16 protein-coding genes and 1 riboswitch are annotated in these 18,087 nt (G+C 42.4%); of the genes, 7 read left to right on the top strand and 9 right to left on the bottom strand.

Annotated features, from left to right (window positions below; translation table 11 throughout):
• Nucleotides 1-339: 339 nt before the first annotated feature.
• On the top strand, nt 340-1,374 hold the full coding sequence (locus CGC64_RS17625) for a YeiH family protein (RefSeq protein WP_005679514.1): 1,035 nt from the start codon (nt 340-342) through the stop codon (nt 1,372-1,374).
• Between the two features lie 99 nt (nt 1,375-1,473).
• Here CGC64_RS17625 and CGC64_RS17620 read toward each other — a convergent pair whose 3' ends face one another.
• From CGC64_RS17620 to accC, 3 genes are read right to left on the bottom strand one after another with little or no spacing between them, the layout of a single operon-like run.
• Nucleotides 1,474-3,009 (bottom strand): acyl-CoA carboxylase subunit beta, encoded by a 1,536-nt coding sequence (locus tag CGC64_RS17620; protein ID WP_005679513.1) that lies wholly within the window; start codon nt 3,007-3,009, stop codon nt 1,474-1,476.
• A gap of 21 nt (nt 3,010-3,030) precedes the next feature.
• Nucleotides 3,031-3,540 carry an acetyl-CoA carboxylase biotin carboxyl carrier protein subunit gene (locus CGC64_RS17615; protein ID WP_005679512.1) on the bottom strand — a complete coding sequence of 170 codons (510 nt, stop codon included), beginning with the start codon at nt 3,538-3,540 and terminating at the stop codon, nt 3,031-3,033.
• 19 nt (nt 3,541-3,559) lie between these two features.
• Nucleotides 3,560-5,071, bottom strand: coding sequence for an acetyl-CoA carboxylase biotin carboxylase subunit (gene accC / locus CGC64_RS17610; RefSeq protein ID WP_005679511.1), 1,512 nt, complete (start codon nt 5,069-5,071; stop codon nt 3,560-3,562).
• A 135-nt stretch (nt 5,072-5,206) separates the two neighbouring features.
• A riboswitch (cobalamin riboswitch) is annotated at nt 5,207-5,411 on the bottom strand.
• A 202-nt stretch (nt 5,412-5,613) separates the two neighbouring features.
• Here accC and CGC64_RS17605 point away from each other — a divergent pair.
• Together CGC64_RS17605 and CGC64_RS17595 are read left to right on the top strand one after the other, a co-directional pair.
• Entirely contained in the window at nt 5,614-5,937 is a 324-nt protein-coding gene (locus CGC64_RS17605) for a thioredoxin family protein (protein ID WP_005679510.1), read from the top strand.
• Between the two features lie 234 nt (nt 5,938-6,171).
• A complete protein-coding gene (locus CGC64_RS17595) occupies nt 6,172-6,942 on the top strand; it encodes an N-acetyltransferase (RefSeq protein ID WP_032855551.1) in 771 nt (256 codons plus the stop codon).
• A 1-nt stretch (nt 6,943) separates the two neighbouring features.
• On the opposite strand, the gene pncB is transcribed toward CGC64_RS17595, so the two are convergent.
• Nucleotides 6,944-8,110 carry a nicotinate phosphoribosyltransferase gene (gene pncB, locus CGC64_RS17590; protein WP_005679508.1) on the bottom strand — a complete coding sequence of 389 codons (1,167 nt, stop codon included), beginning with the start codon at nt 8,108-8,110 and terminating at the stop codon, nt 6,944-6,946.
• Nucleotides 8,111-8,687: 577 nt separating this feature from the next.
• The gene (gene hdhA, locus CGC64_RS17585) at nt 8,688-9,467 is read right to left on the bottom strand and encodes a 7alpha-hydroxysteroid dehydrogenase (RefSeq protein ID WP_005679507.1); all 780 of its coding nucleotides are present in this window, start codon (nt 9,465-9,467) and stop codon (nt 8,688-8,690) included.
• A gap of 777 nt (nt 9,468-10,244) precedes the next feature.
• On the opposite strand from hdhA, the gene CGC64_RS17580 reads away from it, so the two are divergent.
• Nucleotides 10,245-11,114, top strand: coding sequence for a DUF6845 domain-containing protein (locus tag CGC64_RS17580; protein ID WP_005679506.1), 870 nt, complete (start codon nt 10,245-10,247; stop codon nt 11,112-11,114).
• 193 nt (nt 11,115-11,307) lie between these two features.
• The gene (locus CGC64_RS17575) at nt 11,308-12,069 is read left to right on the top strand and encodes a hypothetical protein (protein ID WP_005679505.1); all 762 of its coding nucleotides are present in this window, start codon (nt 11,308-11,310) and stop codon (nt 12,067-12,069) included.
• A 167-nt stretch (nt 12,070-12,236) separates the two neighbouring features.
• On the opposite strand, the gene CGC64_RS17570 is transcribed toward CGC64_RS17575, so the two are convergent.
• Nucleotides 12,237-13,094, bottom strand: a complete 858-nt coding sequence (locus CGC64_RS17570) for an AraC family transcriptional regulator (RefSeq protein WP_005679504.1) — start codon at nt 13,092-13,094, stop codon at nt 12,237-12,239.
• Nucleotides 13,095-13,407: 313 nt separating this feature from the next.
• Between CGC64_RS17570 and CGC64_RS17565 the strand changes: the two genes are divergently transcribed.
• Nucleotides 13,408-13,632 (top strand): winged helix-turn-helix domain-containing protein, encoded by a 225-nt coding sequence (locus CGC64_RS17565; protein WP_005679503.1) that lies wholly within the window; start codon nt 13,408-13,410, stop codon nt 13,630-13,632.
• A 133-nt stretch (nt 13,633-13,765) separates the two neighbouring features.
• On the opposite strand, the gene CGC64_RS17560 is transcribed toward CGC64_RS17565, so the two are convergent.
• Nucleotides 13,766-15,079, bottom strand: a complete 1,314-nt coding sequence (locus CGC64_RS17560) for an amino acid kinase family protein (protein ID WP_005679502.1) — start codon at nt 15,077-15,079, stop codon at nt 13,766-13,768.
• Nucleotides 15,080-15,517: 438 nt separating this feature from the next.
• On the opposite strand from CGC64_RS17560, the gene CGC64_RS17550 reads away from it, so the two are divergent.
• A complete protein-coding gene (locus CGC64_RS17550) occupies nt 15,518-16,225 on the top strand; it encodes a TIGR02757 family protein (protein ID WP_005679500.1) in 708 nt (235 codons plus the stop codon).
• Between the two features lie 94 nt (nt 16,226-16,319).
• Here the strand turns inward: CGC64_RS17550 and CGC64_RS17545 are convergent, their stop codons facing one another.
• Nucleotides 16,320-17,606 carry a leucine-rich repeat protein gene (locus CGC64_RS17545; RefSeq protein WP_005679499.1) on the bottom strand — a complete coding sequence of 429 codons (1,287 nt, stop codon included), beginning with the start codon at nt 17,604-17,606 and terminating at the stop codon, nt 16,320-16,322.
• An 11-nt stretch (nt 17,607-17,617) separates the two neighbouring features.
• On the bottom strand, nt 17,618-18,022 hold the full coding sequence (locus CGC64_RS17540) for a hypothetical protein (protein ID WP_032855565.1): 405 nt from the start codon (nt 18,020-18,022) through the stop codon (nt 17,618-17,620).
• Nucleotides 18,023-18,087: the final 65 nt, after the last annotated feature.

Here is an 18,087-nt window from a genome sequence, read left to right as displayed (position 1 = left end):
CTTTAAACTTCTGTGAACAAAATCCGGATTAGTCTGTTTTTTATTATGCAAATCGCCTGATAAAGCTTCTTATGGGTATGTGAATATAGATAAGTCAAGCAAGATATGCCTCCCCGGCATAACAGGAAGATTGCATAGTAGTTTTGTCGTGTTTTATTTTGTGTTTGTGTTGTGACGGTGCTGCGATGTGAATCGAGGTACCGTTTTTTATTATGGATAGGTATAACCGGAGATTATCCGGTATAAAAAAATACTGTGAACCGGTTTGATGAAAAATGGCTTCCTTTGCAGAGTAATAAACAGAGTAATAAATTCAGTATCACTAAAATCTAGTAATTTATGTTCAACGAAAAAAGAAGCAGCATGTTGCACGGTGTCTTGTTGATAGCACTGTTCTCTTGTGCGGCGTTTTACATTGGTGAGATGTCTTTCGTGAGAAGTCTCTCTTTCAGTCCGATGATTGTAGGTATCATTTTGGGTATGCTCTATGCTAACAGCTTGCGGAATAATCTTCCCGAAACTTGGGTGCCGGGCATACAGTTCTGTTCGAAAAAGATTCTGCGTATCGGTATTATCCTCTATGGTTTCAGATTGACTTTTCAGGATGTGCTGGCTATCGGATTGCCTGCTATGTTGATTGATGTTATTATTGTGGTGGTGACTATTTGTGGTGGTATTTATCTCGGTAAGTTATTGAAAATGGACAGGGGTATTGCGTTGCTCACTTCTATCGGAAGTGGTATTTGCGGGGCTGCCGCCATTCTCGGTGCGGAGTCTACTATTAAAGCAAAACCTTATAAGACGGCAGTGTCCGTTTCTACCGTGGTAATCTTCGGTACTATCTCTATGTTTTTATATCCTTTCCTCTACCGTAATGGAATTTGTGCGCTCACTCCCGACCAAATGGGAATCTATACAGGCTCTACTCTTCATGAAGTGGCTCATGTGGTGGGAGCGGGTGACGCAATGGGAAACGGTATTTCGGATTCGGCAATAATAGTGAAGATGATTCGGGTGATGATGCTGGTTCCGGTGCTTTTGATTACTACTTATATGGTGGCAAGAGCGAGAAAGAAACAAGTACAGAAAGGGCAGAAATTTCAGAAGATTGCCATTCCCTGGTTTGCAATCGGCTTTATGGGAGTTATCGCTTTTAACTCTTTTGATTTGCTGCCTGCGCAGTTGGTTGCGGGGATCAATACACTGGATACTTTCCTGCTGACAATGGCTATGACTGCACTTGGGACAGAAACAAGCATTGACAAGTTCAGAAAAGCGGGGGCGAAACCTTTTGTCCTGGCATTTCTTCTTTATATTTGGCTGGTAGTAGGCGGTTATTTCCTGGTGAAGTATCTCACTCCTTATTTAATGTAATAAAAAAACGGACTTACGTAGACTCTCAGAATGACATTCTTCAGAATTTGTGTAAGTCCGTTTTTGGTGGTGGTACTTTGACAAGTACCTATCTAGTTGTTATAAGGGCATATTTCCATGCTTTTTAGGTGGATTCGTCTGCATCTTGTTTTCTGTCATTTCCAATGCCTGAATCAGACGTTTACGGGTTTGTCTCGGATAGATGATTTCGTCGATGAATCCCAGCTCGGCAGCCTGATACGGAGTGGCGAACTTTTCCTTGTAGGCTTCCAGTTCTTTCGCCTTAGTCTCTGCATCCGCTTTGCGGAACAGGATATTTACCGCGCCTTCTGCCCCCATTACTGCGATTTCCGCACTTGGATAGGCAAAGTTTACGTCTGCGCCTGTCTGCTTGGAGTTCATCACAATGTATGCACCGCCGTAAGCCTTACGGGTGATAACGGTCAGTTTGGGAACGGTAGCTTCCGCGAATGCATAAACGATTTTCGCGCCGTGGCGGATGATACCGTTATTTTCCTGCGTGTATCCCGGAAGGAAGCCCGGAACATCTTCGAAAGTAATCAACGGAATGTTGAAACAGTCGCAGAAACGGATGAAACGGCTCGCCTTGTCGCTGGCATCAATATCGAGCACTCCGGCAAGGTAGGCAGGCTGATTGGCGACGATACCTACCGAACGACCTGCCAGACGTGCAAAACCAATGAGGATATTCTTGGCAAAATTCGGCATAACTTCAAAGAAATAGCCGTTGTCTACCACTCGCTCGATGATATCTTTCATATCATAAGGAACATTCGGGTCTGCCGGAACGATAGTGTCCAAAACGGCATCTTCACGGTTGGTTTCATCCGTGCAGTTCTGCTTTTTAGTTTCGTCCATATTATTCTGCGGCAGGAACGAAAGCAGTTCGCGGATACTCATCAACAATTCTTCTTCGGTGTTACACATAAAATGAGTCACTCCGCTTTTGCTGCTGTGAGTCATGGCACCACCCAGTTCTTCCTTGCTTACTTCCTCGTGGATAACGGTCTTCACTACGTCAGGCCCCGTCACAAACATGTGGCTCTTTTCTTTCACCATAAAGATAAAGTCCGTGAGGGCGGGAGAGTAGCAGGCACCACCGGCACAGGGACCGAGAATGGCGGAGATTTGAGGAATCACGCCGCTTGCCATTGTGTTCTGATAAAAAATGTCGGCATATCCCGAAAGGCTTTCAATACCTTCCTGTATGCGTGCACCGCCTGAATCGTTCAATGCGATAATCGGAGCACCGTTCTTTAAAGCCAACTGTTGCACCTTCACAATCTTTTTCGCGTTGGAAGCGGACAGTGAACCGCCGCAAACGGTGAAGTCATAGGCGTAAACGAATACCTGGCGACCGTCAATCTTTCCGTAGCCGGATACGATACCGTCTCCCGGAATCTTGTTCTTGTCCATGCCGTAGTTAGTGCAACGGTGAACCATTAGTTTGTCCAGTTCAACAAATGTCCCTTTATCGAGCAACATCTCGATACGTTCGCGTGCAGTCATCTTGCCGCTTTCGTGTTGTTTCTCTATCTTCTCAACGCCCCCGCCGAGGGAAGCGATGCGGTCACGTTCCCGGAACGTGGCATATGCTTTGTTTATTTCTTCCATGATGCAATCCGTTTTTTAGTGTTATGCAATCGGTTCTAATGTTATTAATGTCTGGTCACCGGTGATGTTATCGCCTTCCTGAACCAGAATTTCTTTGATACGGCAATCCGAAGTCACTTTATAGTTGCTCTGCATCTTCATGGCTTCGATAACGATAGCGGTGTCTCCCGCTTTTACTTCCTGTCCTGCCGTTACGGGAATTTTTACTACTTTTCCCGGCATGGGAGAAGTGATGCGGTCGTTCTGTTCGTCCTCACCTTTTTTGCGCATACGCAGGTACTTCGCTTGGCTGTCTACGATTTCAACATTGAAACTGCTGTAATGCGTGTTCACTTTATAGCTTTTCCCGTTCTCCTTGCGGATGAGCTGCGCGTTTGCGCTGCGACCGTCCATAAGGATGTTGCAGGTTCCGTTTTCTGCCATTACCACGTCCGCTTCAAACGGCTTTCCGTCAATGGTAAGTACCACTTTATTATCTTCCTTGCTGACCAGTTCCACTTCGGCCACCCGGTCACCTATATGAATTTCCATAATTAACTGCTTTTTTTAATTAGATACGAAGTACGCCTTTATGCAATCCGAATTCTTTCCATTTGCTGATAGGACGGTTGTCGGTAGCGTCGCCGCTGTTCTCTTCAAGATTCATCAGATAATCCATGTAGGCGGCAATCAGTGCAATATTCTCGGCACGTTCGCTGGTTCGCATGATACACTGATGCAGGTGTTCGCCGTTCTTGGCGATGAATCCGGTATCATAATGACCTTCTACGAAATCGGGCGTATCCATAATAGCACGCAGGTAACTGATATTATTCTTGACTCCGGTCAGCTTGTACTCATGAAGCACGCGACGCATCCGTTCGATAGCATATTCGCGGTTAGTTGCCCACACAATCAGTTTGCCAATCATCGGGTCATAATAGATCGGAATCTCGTATCCTTCGTACACATAGCTGTCGATACGCACTCCGATACCGTTCGGTTCTGTAATCTGCTTGATGATTCCCGGACTCGGCATGAAATTCATTTCTGTATCTTCGGCACAGATACGGCATTCGATAGCGTGTCCGCGCTGTTTGATATCTTCCTGTTTCAGTTGGAGAACCTGTCCGTCGGCTACCTTAATCTGCTCTTTTACGAGGTCTACACCGATTACTTCTTCCGTAATGGGATGTTCCACTTGCAGGCGGGTATTCATTTCGAGGAAGTAATAGTTGCGGTGCTTGTCTACCAGAAACTCGATCGTTCCCGCACCGATATAATTGACGGCTTTGGCGGCAGCCACCGCTTTTTCTCCCATATCTTTCCGCAATTCCGGAGTGACGAAAACCGAAGGAGTTTCTTCCACAATCTTCTGATTGCGGCGTTGCACGGAACATTCGCGTTCGCAAAGGTGAATTACATTTCCGTGTTTGTCACCCAGAATCTGAAACTCGATGTGATGAGGCTCTTCCACGAACTTCTCCAGATAAACCGTATCGTCACCGAAAGAAGAAAGAGATTCGCTTTTGGCAGTTGTATAGGCCTCTTCCACTTCTTCTGCGCTGTGGATAAGGCGCATCCCTTTTCCACCGCCACCCATAGAGGCTTTCAGCATCACCGGATAACCGATTTTATTGCAAAGCTCCACAGCTTCTTCCACACTTTTCAGGTTTTCTTGTGTGCCGGGCACAACGGGCACTCCGGCTTCAATCATTTTGATGCGGGCGGAAATCTTGTCGCCCATTGCTTCCATTGTTTCCGGATTGGGACCGATAAAGATAATGCCTTCTTCCTGACAGCGTCGTGCAAAAGCCGCATTCTCGGACAGGAATCCATATCCCGGATGAATGGCGTCTGCGTGGTTCGCTTTCGCCACTTCGATGATTTTTTCTATATTCAGATAACTCTCTTTAGATGCGGCGGGACCTACACAATATGCTTCGTCTGCGTAGAGCACATGCTTTGCAGTCCGGTCTGCCTCGGAAAATATCGCGATACTCGTTATTTCCATCTCCCGGCAGGAGCGCATCACCCTCACGGCTATCTCACCGCGATTGGCTACTAAGATTCTTTTTATCATACTTTTCTAAATTAAGTACATACTTATTTTGTGTCTTCCCACCTTGCGGACATACTCCACCTGATGAAAACACAGTATTTTCCTGATTTGGGGCTTAACAAACGATGTCCTTTCTCCTAATCCACGAGGCGAAAGAACGTTTTACGTGAAGTGGCAGGTCTTCTGACTGACTCTTGTCTTATTTGCCTTCCCGATAGAACATCAGTGGCGTCAAATTAGTTCATTTATAAGACATTGAACTGAGCTTCACAGCAGCGGGACTGTTCGGGATTTGCACCCGATTCCCTATTAATCGTCGTCCGTTGGCTACGGATTCCGAACCATTTCGGCGGCAAAGATAAATAAATTTTGAATAGAGTGTTCTCTTTTTGCACGAAAGTTGCTTTTTTGTGCAATGGACGCTTGTTCGGATATCAGAAACGAAATAAGGTAAATGTAAGTGGATTTAATAGTTAAATCTGTGTGTATTATTGTTTACCCTTTAAACTTTCTTTCTTTTCGCATTGTTGAAGTAGCAATTATTAATCAAACAGTAATCAATTATGAAAGAGAAGAAAGTAGCCCGTGAAGAACGGAATCAAGAGAAGCTGGCTAATGCCGATTGGGTAATGGCGGAATTTTATGCAACATGGTGTCCTCATTGCCAGCGTATGAAACCTGTTGTTGAGGAATTTAAGAAATTAATGGAAGGCACGATCGAAGTGGTGGAAGTAGATGTAGACCAGGAAACTGCCCTTACGGATTTCTACACCATCGAAGCAACGCCTACATTTATCCTTTTAAGAAAAGGACAACAACTTTGGCGGCAATCCGGCGAACTGACTTTGGAAAGACTGGAAAGAGCCGTGAAGGGATTCAAATCTTGAAAAAGTATTAATAAAACAAGTACTATTTCTCAGAAAGTTTTAAATCATGTTATGAAACATACTTTTTTATTTGGATAATTTGCAGATAACCGGAAAGTCCGTATCTTTGCAATGTGTTTTTCATAGTATTAGATTTAAGGTTAACAAAGGTTGGAGCAAGGCGTTGCTCCTTTTTTTATGTTCGTACCTCACTTCCCACTAAATAATATTGATTTAATAAAAAAACAAGTTACCATGAACATCGACTTTATCACGCTTACCAAAGACAATATAGAAAAAGAACATATCTGCTGCGCTTTCTCGGATAAGAAATGTCTGGAAAGTTATAACCTGAAAAAGGAATGGCTGAAGAGGCGATTTGAAAACGGGTATGTTTTTCGTCGTTTGAATGAGCGTGCGAAAGTATTTATCGAATATGGTCCGGCCGAAAACGGATGGGTTCCTGTGAAGGCTGATAATTATCTGTTGATAAACTGCTTTTGGGTAGCCGGGCAATATAAAGGAAAAGGGTATGCGAAAGCTCTGCTCCAAACTGCGATAGATGATGCCTTGCAGCAAGGCAAGGACGGTTTGGTGACTGTGGTAGGAACAAAGAAGTTTCATTTTATGAGTGATACCAAATGGCTGTTGAGACAAGGATTTGTTGCTTGCGAACAGCTTCCGACTGGATTTAGTCTGTTAGTGAAGAAATTGAATGTTGATGCTCCGAATCCGACGTTTAATGAATCTGCACGAACAGGAGAGTGCCCTGATAAAAAGGGTATCACTGTTTATTTCTCCAACCGTTGTCCGTTTGCAGAATTTCATGTGATGAGTTCTTTAAAGGAAACCGCTGCCAAAAGAAATCTTCCTTTGACGATTATAAAACTGGAGACAATGGAGCAGGTACAGGCTGCACCTACTCCGGCTACGATATTCAGCTTGTTTTATGAAGGAAAGTTTGTCACAACGGATATCAGTGCTTGTATGGATAGCCGTTTTGATAAAGCGATAGCAGGGAAATAAGCTAATTCAGTCTCAATTCATACAGACATGCCTGTACTTCTTCCGGACTACCGGTATGTTTACCTTCGTCGTCGGATAGCTTGATACATTCCCGCCATTCCTGATTGACGTTCATCTTGCATTGTGTCAGTTTCATAACGATGTTTGAAGGTTCGAATCCGGTATCATTGGTGAGATTTGTCCCGATGCCGAAGGAACAGCGGATTTTGTTCCTGCAATATTCCTGAATCTCCAGTGCTTTTGTGAAATCAAGGGCATTGCTGAAAACGATAGTCTTGGTAGTCGCGTCAATTCCCAGTTCTTTGTAACGGGATATCAGACTGTCTATAAACCTGAATTCGTTGCCGGAATCGCAGCGGACACCGTCAAACAGTTTCGCCTGTTTGCGGCTGAGATTGCTGAGGAAGATACCGGAAGTATAAGTATCGGATAAGGCAATGCCCAAATCACCGTCATAAACATTCACCCAGTTTTCGAGTGCCATGTAGTTGGCGTGTTTATATCCGAATTGCGCTCCATGAAACATGAACCACTCATGCGGGTGAGTACCCATCATTTTCATGTCGTACTTCATTGCAAAATAGCAGTTGGAAGTGCCTGTGCAATACTGCGCCGTTTCTTTTAATTTTCTGATAACCGTTTCCTGTACATGGACAGAAAATCTCCGCCGCGTACCGAACTCCGAGAAACGTAACCGATGTTGATTGGACAGTTCCACTTTCTCCGATAATTTGCATAAGATTTCGTCCATATCGGCTACATTGCCGAAGAACTGGTTCTTTATTTCGGATACAATGGCAAGTAAAGGTACTTCATACAGGGTAGCTTTATAGAGGAAATCACTGACTTCGATGTGAAGATGATGTGCTTCGTCCAAATGTATCTTGATTTTATCCGGATGAAAGCGGAAAGATGACAGCCATTCCCAATAAACTCTCGGAAGGAACCGGCAATTTCGTGTCATGTATTCCAGTTCTTCTTCTGTAAGTCTCAATCGGCTTAGCTTATCAATTTCATTTTTAAGTCTTTCCAGAAATTCTTCAGTATATTCAGTCTCATTTCTATCATGGAAGCTGAATTTCCCCATTGCATAGGGAAATAGTTTGATATAAGCGTACGATGTGGTAAACTTATAGAGATCTGTATCCAGTAGCGTTCTAACAATCATGCTGTCCGTTCTTTATATTAAAAACGTTGTAAAGTTAGTATTTGTTGAACGAAACTATTGTTTGATTGTCGATATTTCTTTCTTTTAATGATATTTGTTATCTGTCTGTTGGTATACATTGTGATGAAGGATAACAGAATAAAGATGAATGTTGGCTTTTTCATAATGAGTATAATGTAGATTAATATATGCTGTTCGGATACCGTCAAACGCTATGCTTGTGCCACCCCATTGTCACAACAGTGCCAACGTGCTGTCACAACTGTGACATAGGCATGGCACGACTGTGCCAACGGGGTGGTAGAAGTGTGGCACAGCAAAGTTTAATTTTGATGATATATGTAATCCTGTTATTGGATATATATCATTATGTTTTTAATGATATGTAGTGCAGTTGTGGGTAAAGAAGTGTCCTCTGTTATATTTCCGTAGCTTCCCTCCGGGCTGCTATATCCGATTGACTTAGCTGCAAATACCTTATCACCGGAAGTTAAAATCATCTCTGCTGCATAGACGGGGCAGGCTGTCCGTTTGTACTTAACTACTTGAGGCGTGCGATGTACCGTTCGATATTGTTTTATGATAATTCCACGGTTGGATTATGGGTGGTCAGTCCGCCGTCTACGACGATTGTTTGTCCGGTGATATACCGGGCGTCATTCGAGGCGAGAAAGGCAATGGTAGCTGCCACATCTTCCGGTTCACCCAAATAAGGCGTGGCGCATTGTCCCAAAAAGATGTTGCGGACGTCCTCATTCAGATTATCCAGAGCGGCGGGAGTCAGTATCAGTCCGGGTGCTACGGCGTTGCAACGGATATTCTTCTTGCCCAGTTGGGTGGCGATATATTTAGTCAGGTTGATGACACCTGCTTTGCTGGCTCCGTATAAAGTTCCGTTGGCGTCGGCAGTCATTCCGCTGATAGATGCCACGTTTACGATATTTCCGCCGCCGTGCGCCACCATGATAGGAATCACTTGTTGGGAGAGATACATGGTGCAGCAGAGGTTCAGATGAAATACTTCATCGAAGTAGTTAATATCCAGTTTCTCAATACCCAAGTCACGTTTTGGGTCGGTTCCGCCTACGTTGTTAATCAATATGTCCACTTGTCCGTACTCTTTCATTGCAAAGTCAATCAGCTCTTTGCAGCTTTGCAGTTCGGTAGCGGAGAAATAAATGGGACGTACGTCAGCCCCCGATTGAGTGAGTTCGGCAGCAAGTTGCTCCGCTTTTTCTTTGGAGTGGTCGGCAATGACTACTTTACCGCCTTCAGAAACAATGCGGCGTGTGGTTGCTTCGCCAATGCCGCCGGCAGCACCGGTGATGATGACTGCCTTATTTTCGAATCTATTCATATAATGAGAATTTGATGGTTACCTTCTATCCTAAACAAGCGGGTGGAGGATTTGTTACTTACCTTAAACTCTCTTTAATAAGATTCGATAACCAGTTTGAAAACTTTTGCATCTCTCTTAGTTTTTCGCTCCTATATATTTAAGAAAACTGTTAAATGTTAACGTTGTTCTGTTTATATGTTAATCGGATTCCGATTCTATTAAACCATGTTATAAGATACCCCATTTTGCCCGATAAATTTGGAGATAAGCCGAAAGTCCGTATCTTTGTACTGTGTTTTTCATAGTATTAGATTTAAGGTTAACAAAAGATTGGCTGTCTGGGATAGATAGCCTTTTTTTATGCCCTTAAATTTGAGCGAACATTGAAAATAATGAGTGTTGGTTATTCTTCAGGCTTTTCGTTTCCCAGATTGTGAATGAATATGTTAAATGTTAACGTGTAAAGTCTGAAATGTTAATGCGATTCGGCGAGTATTAAACCGTGTTATATTATTGCTTGTTTGGGAGCTGAAATTTGCTATTTATGTGGAAGTTAGTACCTTTGTACTGTGTTTTTTTCATAAGTATTAGATTTAAGGTTAACAAAAGATTGGTTGCTCGCGATGAGTAGCCATTTTTTGTTTTTATACCTTTTTGATTGTTTATTCCTTAATCATTGTCGATAATATCTGGGACTTTCCTGTTCTTTTTTAACTTATCCGATATGTATTGTTTGGTTATAACAAAAAACGATTTTTATTGTTATAGTACGAAAGACTTAATAAACTGAACATTATGAAGAAAAGAATCTTATTGTTAGGGGCACTTGTTGGTGCTTTCTTGCTGGCTTCTTGTTCGGGAGGGAACAAGAAGCAGGTTGCGTCCTCGGCTACTCCTGAAGAGTTGGACGACGCCAGTAAAGTGATAAACTATTATCATACATCACTCATTGTTTTGAGGCATGTAGCTAATGCAAAAGATATAAATGCGGTATTGGGATATATGGAGCAGACAGGGAAAGTGCCCGAAGTAGCTCCGATTGCGCCACCGGAAGTCTCGGTCAGGGATACTGCGGAACTAATGAATCCGGGTGTCTACTTCAACGATGAAGTCCGTCAGAATCTGATACAGAATTACAGGGGATTATTTACTTCGAGAGCACGGTTCTACGCTAACTTTGATAAATTCCTGTCTTACCGGAAGGATAACAAAAAGGCGGAAACCACTAAACTTTTGGAAGAGAACTATCAGTTGAGTGTAGCGATGTCCGAATATAAACAAGTGATTTTCGATATATTAAGCCCTCTGACTGAACAGGCGGAAAAGGAACTTCTCGCCGACGAGCCGTTGAAAGACCAGATAATGGCTATGCGTAAAATGTCGGGCACCGTACAAAGCATCATGAACCTCTACTCCCGTAAACACGTAATGGACGGTATGCGGATTGACGTGAAAATGGCAGAATTGAAAAAGGAACTGGAAGCCGCAAAGAAACTTCCTGCCGTTACCGGCTATGACGAAGAATTGAAAAACTATCAGAGTTTTCTCTCTTCCGTAGAATCCTTTATGAAGGATATGCAGAAAGCCAGGGACAAAGGCGCTTACTCGGACGCAGATTACAATGCAATGTCCGATGCCTACGAATACGGACTTTCCGTTATCTAAAGAAAAAGTTTCCTGCTATCCTGCCACCATTGGCACGATAGTGGGAATTATTGTTAATAATATTTATATCCTATATAAATCAGCTGCAGTCTTGAATTCGTTCAAGACTTTTTTATTTTCTTTCCCATAACTTTGCTGCCATAAGACTAAACTATTTTATGAAATAGGAAAAGATAACCAAATCCTGTATGTTATGAAGAATCTGCAATTAACTAAACTAGGCTTTTTACTTTTTCTCGTCCTGTTGTGTGGATGTAGCGACAGCTTTGTTATTGACACTCCTGCCGAGGCGGGTAATTCTTACGAGTCCGATGTTCATGTCCTGAATAAATTCGTAGATATCAGCGAACCGGTTCAGAAGTATTACATTAATCCGAACAAGAAAAGCACCGTTCTGTCTTACATCACGAATTCCGACCTTGAAGAACTGAACGCAGTGAATTCCCTAAGTGCATCGAGGTACGAAAAAAGTCTGTTCCGGCTGAATGAAAAAATTTCGCAAGCTATTTCTTCTCATACGGTGGACTATGTAGTGATGTGTACAAGTAGCCAGATATTCGTAGACCGGATTAATGATGATTCACCTATAGAACTGAAAAGTGCCGGTTTCACAACTCTGTCGGATAATCTGGTCGTTTCCTTACTGGATATTTCATCAGAGGAAATGTCTTCAAGAGAAATTTATTCGGGGAATCTGGTGCAGACGGGACTCGAACTGAATCCGTCTCTGTATGCGAGGGATCACTGGATATTCCGCATACGATGTGAGGTGGGCGAACCGACAGATAGAAAAACGGCCTGGGTGCTTTTCTGCGGAGTTGGTTATTTCAGTGCCGCTTCTTTCAATTGGCTTGCGCTCGATTCTTATGATAACCGGGTTTCTTGGAACTTCACCGGCGAAAGCATGTTGGACGAAACTATGCCTTCAATCGCGCAAATGGTTTTCTTTAAATAAAAGAATGTCCCATTTTTACAATACATTCAAATTATCACTCCTGTTTCCGAGGAGAGGAAGATTATCTGTATGTCGTAATTCTCATTCATCGGGAATGGAATGAGTAGGTTAATGCAGGTGTGCCAAGACGAAACGGCACACCTGCATTTTATTCTTCTTACTTCATTTTATTCCACGGGAATATAAATCTCCGTCAGCAACTCTTCGGGAGCCGTTTTGCACGGGTCGTTCAGATAACGTTCGGCACTGGCTTCGTCGCGCAACGTACATTCCATTTCAGGCAGATATTTTCCGTAAATAGTATCATACACTGCTTGCAGATTGTCATACGACCCTTTATAAAGGAAAATGGCATAACGTCCGGCAGGAAGCGTCTTGAATCCTACGTCGCCTTTAGGCGCTACCTGAACAGGCATTACCATGCATACATCTGTACGCAACTTCTCGGCAGGTGTCACTTTGGGGTCGTCGTGATAGATGCAAAGCGGGTTGAAATCCCCTATTGGCAGGTTTTGTTCTTTGACAAACTGCCACAACCGTCCCCAGGTGCCGCCATAATCATTCAGTTTGTAGTCGCCGGACAGGCGGATATAAATCACATTTCTTGCAGGTACATTTTTAATCTCACTTTTCAGTTCCAATTCCGGTCTGATAATCGCTGGTTTCATAATTACAAAGTTTTTATTGTTTCGATACTCTAAAGGTGAAATCCCATAAAACTGCCTGAATACTTTCGACAATGAAGAGGGGGACGAATATCCGATGCGATAGGCTATATCGGCAATCGGGATATCCGAGTAACGGAGCAGGCGTGCGGCAGCTTCTGTCCGCGTCCGGACAATAAACGTACCAATCGGTTCACCGAGAAATGCTTTCATTATCCGGTGAAAGTAAAAAGGAGAGAAATTAGAAACCTTGGCCAGCGATTTTAAATCAATCTCTTCTCCTAAATGCTGATTGATATATTCCACTACGACATTTACGCACTTTTGATACTCTTCTTTCGTTGTTTTCTTCTGTTGCATAGTTTGATTGTTATTTCACTATGCAAAGGTACTGGTAAAAAAGGGAACAGACTTGTCCGATATTGCTTATTTGTAGAATATCTATTTGTTGACGATGCTTTTCTATTTCTTCGTTTGATAATTTATTTTAATATTTCGTGTATTTAAGTATGGTATAAATGTATATAAAATGACCATATTTTTAACCGTTTGCGGTGATATGGATTTTAATGTTTTAAATAATGTCAAAACCTGAAATAAAAAACGCTCTTTTGGTTATAATCTATTACTAAAATCGCTATATTGTAACCAAATTATTAAATAAATAATAGCCATGGATAAAAGAATAGTAGGGACGAACGCCGGAAAGGTCTGGTGTGCCCTAAAGGAAATTGGTGAAATTTCAATACCAGAATTGGCGAGAAGATTAAACCTTAGCGTAGAGAGTACAGCATTGGCTGCTGGTTGGCTGGCAAGAGAGAACAAAATTTGTATTCAACGAAAAAATGGATTGATTGCTTTATCCGATGAAAGCGCCTTTCCTTTCAGTTTTGGATAGTATGGATTTTGTAAATGAACGTCATTGAAGTTTTATTAGCTTGTTGGTAATAAAATGTCAATACGTATGGATAAAAGTGAAAAGAAAAAATGCCGGGGAGTGGATAAATCTGCTCCCCGGTATTTTTTTCGGGTCAGGCTGCGCACTGGTTGCCGAAGAATTGTCTGGACAGTGAGTTGATAAGCTTGTTTTTATCTGTGGTGTGCACAGATAACGTGAAGCAGTGGTCGCTTCCCCCATAAGAAATGAGAGATACGGGAATGTCCTTGATAGTGTCCATGATGTGGCTTTCTACCTGGGTGCGTTTCCAGTGAAGTGAGCCGATGATGTGTATCACGGACATATTTTCGTCTATGACCATTTCGGCATACTTATGCAGTTCCCTTTGGACTATTCGCAGGGTATCACTGCTGGCTGTCAGCATCATGGAGATAGATACGTTGGATGAGGCCATTGAAACGACGTTTATTTGATATTTGTTGATGACTTCCAGTAGTTTCCCCATTAGCAGATAGCCGGGCAATACGTTTAATGACGTAAAGCGTACAAAGGTGGCCGAGTCCTGTGAAAGTATTGCTTTGACACTGCCTCCTGTGTCATGAGAGGAGATATAGAGCCGTTCGGTTGTCAGGTCGTGGATATCTGTCAGGCGGATAGCCATATTGGAGCGTGCCGCAAGGGTGATGCAGTCTGTGTAGAGCAGGTAAACTCCGCTGTTAATCAGTTGTTCGGCTTCCGTATAGGTCAGTGAGTGCTGCTCTCTCCGGCAGTTCCGGTTTGCATAGATATGATTGATTTGGGTGGATAAGACTATTTCGTCCGCTTGAAAAATGGTAGCGAGTACTGTTGCGTAGTAGTCGTTACGCCTTTCGCTCATGAAGTCTATTTCACCATATACATTCTTACAGATAGAGAGCGGGGCGACAAAAATGTCGAAATCTTGGTTTTCGTCAATATATTGACGGACAGTTTCCTGGATATAGGGGATATCCGGTTTTCTTTCCAGGTTGATTTGCATAAATTTACCGGTATCCAGCGTTTGGGCATGAAATCCCTGTTGGCGCAAGCTGTAAGTGAATAAATCACTGGACAGTCCGTATATTTCAGCTTTTATTGTTTTATCAATCAGTAAATCAGCTTTGTCCTCTACCAATGCATGTATCTTCTTTATGCACTCTCGGATACGGATTTTCATATCCTGATTCAATTGCGGTTCTGTGATGAGATGATTGGTCAGGCTATAACAATATTCTTCGATAGCATTAACTGTGGTATGAGAAGCTTCGTCTTCTTCGTGGAACCAACTGGCGGAGATAGCCTGCATCCATTCTTGCAACTGTGTCAATACAGGAAGTACGGCCACATAAGGGTGTTCCTGCCGGATACAGTTGATAACTTGCTTGATATCATCTTCATCTTTAATTTTTTCAAATTTGCAAACTTTCATCGTTGTCTGATTATTTATCGATTGTTACTCTTTTCAAAATGATATGCCTTTTTTCAAAAGGGAATGATTGGATAGCATCATTCTTTTGCTTTGGAATAGGGTATATCTTTATAAATCAATTTATTAATCTTGTAATTAATACCTTTAAAGTATTTCCTTACTATAAATAATCTGCCAATACCGTACCACATTGGGATATGAAGTAAGATTTGCTATCTTTGTAGCGTAATTGTAATTGATTGATAAACCAACGATATTCATCTATTTATGAAACTCTGTATATAGCTGCACTCAACGAATAGCATACTTTTTTAATAAGGCTATTCAGCTATCCGGCAGGCAACTTTCCGTCTGCCGTAAAGTTCTTAAATTGGGTTATGCCGTGGGACTTTCATTGATAGTTCTGTTTGCACTTTCAATACTAGATACATTCTCAAAATGACTGAAGATATAAAGAATAAACTTTTGATGTGTGCGGAGATTTACCATTGCGCAGACTTTATTACAAGCGACCCGGTACAATTCCCTCATCGCTATACGCTGAAACAGGATATTGAAATCAGTGGCTTGCTAACCGCGATTATGAGTTTCGGCAATCGCAAACAGATATTGAAGAAAGCAGACGAACTGCACAGGCTGATGGGAGATTCGCCTTATCAGTATGTGCTGTCCCGCCAGTGGGAGGTCGATTTCCCTTCGGGAGTAACCAATAGCTTTTATCGTATGCTGTCATATGCCGACTTTTATGGATACTTCCGGCGATTATATGCAGCCTATACACAGTTTGAAAGCTTGGAAGAAACTTTGAATGCGTACTCAGGAATACCTATGGAAAAGTTGTGCTCATTCCTTGAAGTATCCGCTAAAAGTCCTCAAAAGAAACTCAATATGTTTTTGCGTTGGATGATTCGCCGGGATTCGGCAGTTGATTTTGGAATTTGGAAGAGCTTTGACCGCAAAGAACTGATTGTTCCTTTGGATACACACGTCTGCCGGGTAGCCCATTATTTCAAGTTGACGGATACAGAAACCTTCTCTTTGAAAAATGCCCGTCAGATAACGGCAGCATTGGCTGAGGTTTTCCCGGATGACCCTTGCCTGGGCGATTTCGCCTTGTTCGGCTTAGGGGTGAATGGGGAGATTTAATACATGACCTGATAAAATGAAATTTTCGATTATAACCGGAAAAGTTGACATAAAACCAACTTTTTCCGGTTATAATCGAAAAATCAGAGAATTATTAAAATGCTGTTATTTTGTTTGTGAAATCCTTCCAACCATTTGCATTCTTGTATTTCTCCACAGATTCGGCAGGAACACGAATGACTGTGATATCGTCCGGAAATCCGTACCATACTTTTTCAAATACCTGTGGAGGTGTTATCCCTTCTACCATTACTTCCTTAATACCTGTATTATTGAAAGCTGAAAAATTAATCTGTGTGACGTTTGCCGGAATGGTTAATTGAGTCACTTTTCTATTACCACCCAATAGTCCTTGTCCCAAAATCCGAATACTTTTAGAAATATCGAAGCGAGTTAATTTCGGACATCCTTCAAGGCAATAGGGGTGAATCATCGCTTCGGGATTTTCATTGATAACAGTTCCGTAGGTGGTCACTTCCGTCAATTCCGGGCAGTAATAAAAGGCTCTTTGCGCTATGGTTGTAACACCATTCGGTAATTTCACAGTGGTAATGCCACTTTCCCGGAATGCTTCCAACCCGATTGTTCTTACATTCTCCGGAATCTCAATCGTTTTCAATTGAGACGTCTTAAGGAATGCCTGTGCTCCGATTTCTTTCAGGGTCGCAGGCAGCAGCACCTCTTCAACGCCCGCATATACAAAAGTGCTGGCAGGAAGTTTGGTGAGTTTCGTCCGGCTTAGATCTGCTTTTTTCAAGTTCCGGCAATAGTAGAAAATATTTTCCTCAAGTTGTTCCAGAGTCGTCGGGAATACAACTTCCTGAACGGTTGAATTGAAGAAAGCCATATCTCCGATAGATTGCAGCCCTTCGTTGAGCACCACCTTGTTTATTTGACTACCTCTGAAAGCAGCTTTTGGAATTGACTTCACACTATTGGGAAGTATGATTTCATTATGCCCTTTTAATACTTCCGTCAATACTCCATTTTCTACACGGACAGGAGAAATCTGCACGGAGAAACTTTTCTGTTTACCCTCTATCGTTATGGTTACTTCCTGTTTATCAACAGGGGCAGATGATGAGAAACCACTGATCTGTTCCGGGGTAACCTTCACAGGTCGTTGTTTCCCGTCATCATACTTGCCTGTCACGTTAAGGCCGGTTAAGTCTATATTCTCTCCTAATGCATAAATCGTTTTTGCAGGTAATTGTTCTATGGAGAAATCCTCTAGTAAAGCTCCTACGGGTTCAGCAGGATTTTCTGCCGAAGGTGAATCTTTCTTATATTCGTCATTTTCGGTGCTGCAACTTAGTAATATTGCTCCCAGAACCATTTGCAGGCAAAGTGCTGTAATTATATAAGGTCTAGTTTGTTTCATATGATAAAAGTTTAGTTAGGGAATTGGGTTAAACGTATGTCTACCTTTACGACTTTTCCGGCTTCTACGGTTTTGCCGGAAGACCATATCTGGTAGTTGTCAGGGCCACCCCCTTCTTGTACCACGAATGTCAGGAACCGTTGCGACTGCGTTGCGAACCATTCCTCTCGTGGCAGTACAAAGGTTGCTATACCACTTTCATTTGTCTGGGCGATTGCAGTTGGCAAGGTTAAATTATCTTTTTCAAAAATCTTATAATCCTTTTCATTATACATTTTTACGGGAACTCCCGTTGCAATTTTTCCATTCTCATCATAAACGGCTACCACTACTTTTGCCTCTTTCATTTCTTCGTTTCCTTTTTCGCATGCTACCATGAAAAGCATGACGCTTAATAGAATAACAATCTTCTTCATAATCTTTTCTTTTTTTCTAATTTTTCGAATACAAAAGTAGTAAGATTGCATCAAATATGGGTTAT

It is taken from the genome of Bacteroides caccae, from assembly GCF_002222615.2.
GTDB classification, from domain to species: Bacteria; Bacteroidota; Bacteroidia; order Bacteroidales; family Bacteroidaceae; genus Bacteroides; species Bacteroides caccae.
The sequence above is the reverse complement of the archived record's forward strand: the minus strand, read 5'-3'. Positions and strand labels throughout refer to the sequence as shown.